Origin of the sequence: Candidatus Seribacter sulfatis (assembly GCF_964187635.1) — a bacterium.
Classification (GTDB): domain Bacteria; phylum Verrucomicrobiota; class Verrucomicrobiia; order Opitutales; family Seribacteraceae; genus Seribacter; species Seribacter sulfatis.
In genome coordinates this window covers 23,086-31,157 of record NZ_CAXLMO010000071.1, presented here as the reverse complement: position 1 = coordinate 31,157, position 8,072 = coordinate 23,086, and the positions used below count along the sequence as shown (strand labels likewise).

The 8,072-nt window shown below is 46.7% G+C and carries 6 protein-coding genes; 3 read left to right on the top strand and 3 right to left on the bottom strand.

Going from position 1 to position 8,072, the window contains the following annotated elements:
• The coding region (locus ACKPQ5_RS07420) for a c-type cytochrome domain-containing protein (protein WP_407678467.1) at positions 1 to 517 on the bottom strand (517 nt) is incomplete at its 3' end.
• A gap of 47 nt (positions 518 to 564) precedes the next feature.
• Positions 565 to 2,013: a hypothetical protein gene (locus ACKPQ5_RS07415; protein ID WP_407678466.1), complete on the bottom strand. Its 1,449-nt coding sequence runs from the start codon at positions 2,011 to 2,013 to the stop codon at positions 565 to 567.
• Positions 2,014 to 2,237: 224 nt separating this feature from the next.
• On the opposite strand from ACKPQ5_RS07415, the gene ACKPQ5_RS07410 reads away from it, so the two are divergent.
• Complete coding sequence (locus tag ACKPQ5_RS07410; RefSeq protein WP_407678465.1) at positions 2,238 to 3,008, top strand: ThuA domain-containing protein; 771 nt, start codon at positions 2,238 to 2,240, stop codon at positions 3,006 to 3,008.
• Between the two features lie 12 nt (positions 3,009 to 3,020).
• Here ACKPQ5_RS07410 and ACKPQ5_RS07405 read toward each other — a convergent pair whose 3' ends face one another.
• Positions 3,021 to 4,850, bottom strand: a complete 1,830-nt coding sequence (locus ACKPQ5_RS07405) for a DEAD/DEAH box helicase (RefSeq protein WP_407678464.1) — start codon at positions 4,848 to 4,850, stop codon at positions 3,021 to 3,023.
• A gap of 258 nt (positions 4,851 to 5,108) precedes the next feature.
• Between ACKPQ5_RS07405 and ACKPQ5_RS07400 the strand changes: the two genes are divergently transcribed.
• Complete coding sequence (locus tag ACKPQ5_RS07400) at positions 5,109 to 6,626, top strand: Re/Si-specific NAD(P)(+) transhydrogenase subunit alpha (RefSeq protein ID WP_407678463.1); 1,518 nt, start codon at positions 5,109 to 5,111, stop codon at positions 6,624 to 6,626.
• Positions 6,623 to 8,017 (top strand): NAD(P)(+) transhydrogenase (Re/Si-specific) subunit beta, encoded by a 1,395-nt coding sequence (locus tag ACKPQ5_RS07395; RefSeq protein ID WP_407678462.1) that lies wholly within the window; start codon positions 6,623 to 6,625, stop codon positions 8,015 to 8,017. The genes ACKPQ5_RS07400 and ACKPQ5_RS07395 overlap by 4 nt, the downstream gene beginning before the upstream one ends.
• The last annotated feature ends 55 nt before the right edge of the window (positions 8,018 to 8,072 follow it).

The following is an 8,072-nucleotide window of genomic DNA, read 5'->3' as shown; positions in this document are numbered from 1 at the left end:
CGCGTTTGTTTGACGGTGGATTGCGTCGCAAGTTCGCCTCGGTGAGCTTTTTATCGATGAAGGAATCGATTTTGGAAAGTCCAGAGTTGGTCAAGGGTTGGTAAGCCCACCAGGATTTGTCCGCTTTGGACGCTTCGCGTAAAACCAATCCTTTCGGCCACTCGGCCCCCTCGTCGATCCAGCGGGCGAGTAAATCGGCTTCTTCTTTGGTCAGGTGCTCGCCCTCGTCGGGCATGTAAGGAGGTTCGTTAGGATCGTCTGAGGTGGAAGCCAACCAAATTTCACTGGCATAGGCATCTCCGGGAATGACCAATTCCTTCTTCGAGCCAAAGATGGATTCGGCGGAACTGAAGTCGACCTTACCCTTTGTTACATTTGGATTGTGGCAAGCCAAACACTTTTTCTCAAGGAAGGGTTTGACTTGGTTAACGAAATCGATTTTCGCTTCTGCCAAGTGAGTGGAAAATGTAAGAATCAAAAACACAAACCAAATTGATCCTGAGAAAGAATACTTCATTCAAAACTTCTAATTGGAGTAAAATTACATTGTCAACTTTGCTAACTCTAATTTTCGAAGTTAATTCCTTTTAACTCTTCAAGCATTTCAAGGAGATTCTTGATCAGGATATCGGAAGACTGAGGCTGGAAGCGCGAAGTCCCCAGCCAGGTCTCGTAGCCTCCGAGTTTGTGCTGGTTAGGTGGAGGAAGATAGCCATAGCCACCATTGGCCATCGAAATCAGGAAGGTCCGCTCGAAGGGGCTCTTCTTCTTGATTTCCAAACCGATTTCCACCAATACCTCGAAGGGCATACTGACAATGGCCTGATCTCCGATGCGAAAGGCCTGAATTAGGACGGGTTCAGTTCTGGGATGCTCGGGGTTGGCATATTCGATTACCCTTGTGGCTACTGAGGTGGTCCGGCTGTTGATCGCGTCCCGCTCCTTTCTTGTGCGTTGGAGAAGATCTTCAGCAAGTTTGATCTCGCGTTCGTTCGGTTCCCGATAGGGTAGGTTGACTTCCCGTTGGCGGGTAGCGATGACCGGTTTCGTTTCGTAGGCCTCAATCTTTTTCACCGCCCGCCAGGCGGTATCTGCGGTCTTGGATGCGACGATACGAATCTGTTCGAAAGGGGATCGGGGAGCTCTTGTACCGGTGAAAACGAGGTTATTGATATCGCCGCTGGCCCCGTTAGTCATCATGGCAACGAAGTCTGCGGGTGGATTGGATCCCCCGATCCGGTAGGGCATGATTCGGGAGAATTCCCCAAAGTAATCGGCCGAAGCCATTCCAACTTCCCGATCTTTATCATCAATTCTTTTGGGCACACCACCCACATAATGAAGGGCATAATTAGCAATTAAAGCGAGGGGCTTGTTTCTGGAGTTACGGACATCGATTACACAGATTTCAGGGTCGATCGGCCCTGCTGGCCTGACTAGGTGGTTGCGACCGGCGTTGGTCTTGACTTGGTCTTTTTCACCGAGAGGATTCGGCGGCATGTTTCCTGGTTCTAGAAACCAGCGCCGATTACGTACTTCAGAGGGTTCGTCTTCGGAGGAGAAACCTATTTTAGCAAGTTGCAAGCGTTCAATGGCAAGAACGATGGCTTCTTCGAGTTTATCGTGCTTGAGTTTTTCGTAAGCTTCGCGCCCAGGCATACCGGATCCACCTTTGGGGGCACTATGAGTGTGAGTAGCACAAATAAGCATTTCTTCGGTTTTCCATCCCGTTTTTTTGGCAGCTTTGCTCTTGGCAATATCCGACATTTCCCTCCCGATACCAATGGCATCGATCAGGCAGATGACGGCCCGGCCTTTTCCGTTCTCGAAAGCGACCGCTCGGACATGGAGTGGGTCATGCACAAAACTTGATTTACCGGATCGTAACTGGATGGGGAAAACAGTGGGGCTTATATTAACGCAGGCAGTTCCCACTTTAAGTTTTCCAATCTGAGCACTGGAAAATATTGCACTCCAAAGAAAAAAAGCGAAAAGAACGGGTGGGGTTTTCATAGATTATTAATTAATCTAATGCGAAGGACAGTACTCAATCCTTAAATAGAAAATTCGGGAACTTTTTTAAGAGGGATTCCGTTCTCAGATAGCGTTTTGAAAATCCCAGTTTTACACCGATCTATTTTATGAAATTTTCATGGATTGCAATTCAGTGCTTGTCAAAAATGGGGTCATTGTTTTGCGTAAGCGATTGTTTTCACCTTTTAAACTTCAAACAATACATGAAAAAATTCTTCATTCTTACTCTTTTATTAAGTTCCTTTTCACTTTTTGGAAAACATCATAGTGAAAAAAAGCCATTGTCCGCTTTTATGATCACGGGGGGATGCTGCCATGATTATAAAAACCAAAAAAATATTATTAGTGAAGGAATCAACGAGCGTGTGCCTACTAAATGGGATATCTTTTTCGAAATGGATGAGAAAAAAAGTAAGGCTAAGTTGAGTCAAAAAGGGTGGGCAGATGGTTATGATTATATCGTTTACAATCACTGCTTTGCTCATGAAAAAGATGCTGAATTCGTTAAATCCATTACTGATATTCACAAAGCTGGAAAGCCGGCAATTGCCTTACATTGTGCGATGCATTCCTATCATTGGAGTATACCTGCCAAAGAAGGAGAGAAGAAAGCCTGGACGGAGATGTTGGGTGCCAGTTCCAAAGGTCATGGTCCTAAGGCAGCTATCACTGTTAATAAAGTGAAGAAGCACGCCAATCATCCAATTATGAAGGAGATGCCCGATGGATGGTTAACGCCAGAAGGAGAGTTGTATAATGTACAACAAGTTTACGAAGGAACTACGGTTTTAGCTTACGGAGACAATGGGAAAGATAAAAAACCTAATGAGCCGCAGGCTTGTGCATGGATTAATACCCATGGGAAAGGTAGAATATTTTCGACAACTTTAGGGCATCACAATTCCACCATGTCCACCATGGAGTACTTGGATATGTTAGGTAATGCGGTTCAATGGATTACCGCGAAAAAATAGTTTGAGTTAAGATTAGTCTCGAAAACGGCTCTTGGACTTCTTTTTGAAGTCTCCGCCTCCTTTGCCAAACTTCTTTCGTTTGTCAAAGCGTCCAGCACCACCCCTGTCCGGTCTTGGTCTGCCCTTGTCCTTAGAAATATTTAACTGGTGACCCTGAACCCAAACCGTTTTTAATGCGGTCATAATTTCGTTGGGCATGTCCGAAGGCAGATCCATAAAAGTATGATCCTTGAACATTCTAATTTTCCCCATGTTTCTTGGGTCTAGTCCTACTTCATTGGCAATCGCTCCGACAATGTCTCCTTTTTGGATTCCGTGAAATTCCCCGACTTCAAAGCGATAGCTTTGCAGGTTGGAATCACTTCGGGCACCACCGCGGTCTTCTCGTTCGTTGCGTCTTCCACGATCTTCCCGACCTCCACGGTTATCGCGTCCACCGCGACTATCCCGATCTCTCCCGGACCGACTGTCCCGGGAGTTTTTCTTGGCAGGTTGGGGCATATCCACATAATAGAGTCCTTGTTTACCTGCCTCTAAATGGGCCAGGGCAGCGGCCACATCGATTGAATCTTTACCGGATTCTTCGAGGTAACGTTGGATAGCAGTACGATAATCACCTAAATCGGCTTTGAGATTTTCTTCGATCTTACCAAAGAATTCTTCCAGTTTCCGTTCATTCATTTCCTCCTTTGTGGGGAAAGAATATTCCTGACAGGGAACTTTGAGAGTACGCTCAATCGCATTGAGCATCCTTGTTTCTTTGTTGGTAACAAAAATAATGGCATCCCCTTCACGACCGGCTCTTCCAGTCCGCCCAATACGGTGTGTATAGGATTCGAGGTCAAAGGGTGCGTCATAGTTGAGCACATGAGAGATACGATCTACATCCAGTCCACGTGCGGCCACATCGGTGGCAACGAGTACATTAATTTTTCCACGCTTTAAACGGTCGACCGTTTTTTCGCGCAAATTCTGTGGCATGTCTCCATTGAGAGGTTCGGCTAGATATCCTTTACCCTGGAGCATTTCGGCAATTTCCATAGTCGCGTTTTTGGTGCGCGAGAAAATAAGCATGGCTTCAAATCGTTCAATTTCTAGCAGGCGGAGAAGCATATTTCTTTTTTCGTGCTGCCTGACTTTAATAAATTGTTGGCGAATATTAGGAGAGTTTTCCGCCTTTACCTTGATGGTAACCTCTACCGGATTGTTTAAATGCTTTTCTGCCAATTTTCGTATTGGCTTGGGCATAGTAGCAGAAAATAGAGCGGTTTGCCGATCGTCCGGTGTATGTTCGAGGATCCAGTCAATATCATCAATGAAGCCCATACTTAACATTTCGTCGGCTTCATCGAGGACTAAAGCCTGAAGTTTGTCTAACTTGAGGTATCCTTTTTCAATATGATCCATTACTCGACCGGGTGTACCGACCACAACTTGAGTGCCGCGTTTAAATTCGCGGATTTGTTCTCCGTAACCAGTACCTCCGTAAACCGCAACCACCCTTAATTTAGGAAGGTTTTCAGCAAAGCCTTCGATTGCTTCCGCCACTTGCAGGGCAAGCTCCCGGGTGGGGGCGAGGACAAGAATCTGAGCACCTTTAACTGATTCATCCATTCGGGAGAGCAGGGGAAGTGCAAACGCCGCGGTCTTTCCGGTTCCGGTCTGGGCCACACCGATAAAATCGGATCCTCCAAGGAGCGGAGGAATCGCACGTTCCTGGATAGGGGAGGGGTGTTCATAGCCCGCTTTTTGAACAGCCTTTAAAATAGGCTGTGAAAGTTCAAGTTCGTCAAAGCGCATACGGTTATCCGTAGGCTTATCATTGTTTTCTTCATCACTCATAGGGAATTCTTTCGTTCGTTGTTTGTTTGTTTAGCCAGCATTCGAACGATTGTTCACTTATTCTAATCCCGTGTATTCCACCTGTGAAACTTTGTCCTCCCACTTGACTTGTTAACATTATTCACATTTTGATAAAAAAGACGAGCAGTAAATATCGATTGGCTCAGTCCTTGAAAGCAAGGATTAGAATGACAGTAGTAAACTTAGTCTTTACAGATCCTCTACATTCAGCCAATTCATTAGATGTAACTTGCCCTTATGAAACTTTCCGTGCCCAAAGAATCCCTTCCGACTGAAAAACGGGTAGCAATCAGTCCGGGAAATGTAGCTTCATTGATGACGCTTGGTTATCAGGTCACAGTTCAATCAGGTGCAGGACAACAGGCTAATTTTACTGATGAACTCTATGAAGAAGCGGGGGCTGTTCTTATTGATGACTCTTCCCCGTTGTGGGGTGAAGCAGACTTGCTTCTCAAGATTAATCCTCCTACCGATGAAGAAGTTACCTTGTTTAAAGAAGGAGCAACTTTGATCAGTTTTGCCTATCCTGCCCGTAATGAGAAATTACTCCAATCGCTGGGGGCACGAAAGGTTAATTGGTTAGCGATGGATTGCGTGCCCCGGATTTCGAGGGCACAATCGATGGACGCGCTCAGTTCGATGGCCAATGTGGCCGGATATCGTGCGGTGGTCGAGGCTTCCCATGCGTTTGGTCGTTTTTTCACCGGTCAGATTACAGCGGCGGGTAAGGTTCCACCGGCCAAGGTGTTGGTAATTGGAGCCGGGGTTGCGGGATTGGCTGCAATTGGAGCGGCTCGTAATATGGGTGCAATCGTTCGGGCCTTTGATACTCGTCCCGCGGTGAAGGAAGAAGTGAAGAGTCTAGGGGGTGAATTCCTGATGCTTGATTTTGAGGAGGAGGGTGCCGGTTCGGGTGGCTATGCCAAGGTGATGAGCAAAGAATTTATCGACGCGGAAATGAAGCTGTTTGCCGAGCAGGCCGAAGAGGTGGATATTATTATCACCACTGCGATGATTCCCGGAAAAAAATCTCCGGTATTGATCACCGGGGACATGGTCAAGAGTATGAAGCACGGTTCAGTCATTGTGGACCTGGCCGCGGAGGGAGGAGGAAACTGCGAACTGACGGAGCCCGGAGAATCGAAGATTGTCCATGGAGTGACTATTTTGGGTTACTCCGATCTACCCTCGCGATTGGCATCACAATCCAGCCGTCTATATGGCAATAACCTCGTGAAACTAGTTAATTTACTGGGAAATACAGAGAATTTTACTATTAATCTGGAAGACGAAATTATTCGTGGTGCCCTGGTTTTGGATGAAGGTGAAATATCCTGGCCTCCACCCAAAGTGGAGGTCAGTGTGCATGTTCAAAGCCCAAAAGGACCATCGGTCGTGAAGCCAATCGTAGAAAAAAAATCGATCTTTTCTCCCGGAGTAATGCTGGGCGGACTCTGCGTGCTTCTGCTGGCCTTGGGCTGGAAAGGTGAAAGTGAATTTCTTGATCAGCTAACCGTATTTGTGCTGTCGTGTTTCGTAGGATACATGGTGGTTTGGAATGTGAGCCCCTCCTTACACACTCCTTTAATGAGTGTAACCAATGCGATAAGTGGAATTATTGTGATAGGTGGAATGCTTTTCGTGTCCGGCTCCAATCCATGGATTGCAGGGGTGGCGATCTTTTTGGCTACGATTAACATCGCCGGTGGGTTTTTGGTGACCCATCGAATGTTGAAAATGTTTCGTAAGGAATGACAGAAGGACTGATCACTATGGCTTATCTCGTCTCGGGTTTGTTTTTCATCCTGAGCTTGGGTGGGTTGTCCAAACAGGAAACCGCCCGAAAAGGAAATATCTATGGCATTCTTGGTATGGCCCTGGCAATCTTAGCTACATTTGCCAGTGGCGAGGTGGAAAATTTTAAACTATTGATTCCCCTAATGCTTGGTGGGGCAGTGATCGGTGCTGTTCTTGCGAAGAGAGTGGAGATGACCTCAATGCCCGAACTCGTTGCCATTTTACATAGCTTTGTCGGTTTGGCTGCGGTTCTGGTGGGCGTAGTTAGTTTTATTGATCCGAGCGATATTGAGCTCACTGGAACCAATAAATTGATTCATGAGATTGAAATTTTACTGGGCGTGTTTATTGGAGGAGTTACTTTTACGGGATCTGTGGTTGCTTTTGGAAAGTTGCGGGGATCCTTGAGTGGTAAGCCCATGCTTTTACCCGGTCGTCACCTGCTCAACTTGGGTATGCTTGGTGCCTCTATTTGGCTGGGTGCTCAGTTTATCGACCAGGGACACGATCAGGCGTTGATCAGCCTATTAATTGTCATGGGGATTTCTTTCGTCCTTGGTGTCCATCTAATCGTGGCAATTGGTGGGGCGGATATGCCCGTGGTCGTTTCGATGTTGAATAGTTATTCTGGATGGGCGGCAGCAGCGGCTGGATTCATGCTCAAAAATGATTTGCTTATTATTACTGGGGCATTGGTTGGAAGTAGCGGAGCAATTCTCAGCTATATTATGTGCAAGGCGATGAATCGGAGTTTGGCAAATGTAATTTTCGGAGGATTTGGAACTGCCGGAGGCAGTGCCGCTACCGCATCGGAGATTAAAGGATCGATTACCGAGACCACTGCGGACGAGGTGGCGGAGGAATTAAAAGAAGCGAAGGAAGTCATGATCGTGCCAGGATATGGAATGGCGGTGGCTCAGGCTCAGCATGTGGTCAAAGATATTACTGAGACACTGAGAGGGCAGGATGTGAATGTTCGTTTTGCGATTCACCCGGTGGCTGGTCGACTGCCCGGGCACATGAATGTTTTGCTTGCTGAAGCTAATGTACCCTATGATATCGTATTTGAAATGGACGAGATCAATGAAGACCTGCCCGAGGTGGATGTTTTATTAGTAGTCGGTGCAAATGATATTGTTAATCCTTCCGCCCTCGAGGATTCGTCTAGTCCGATTGCCGGGATGCCTGTGATCGAGGCTTGGAATGCCAAATCGGTCGTTGCGTTGAAAAGAAGTATGGCTGCGGGTTATTCCGGGGTGGAGAACCCTCTTTATTTTAAGGATAACACCAACATGTTATTCGGCGATGCCAAGGATACTTTATCCGCGGTTTTCTCGAAGCTTGGTTAAGCAGAGTTTTTAATTAGTCTTGTATTCTCTTGCCACGGAGGCCTGAACCCAAAAA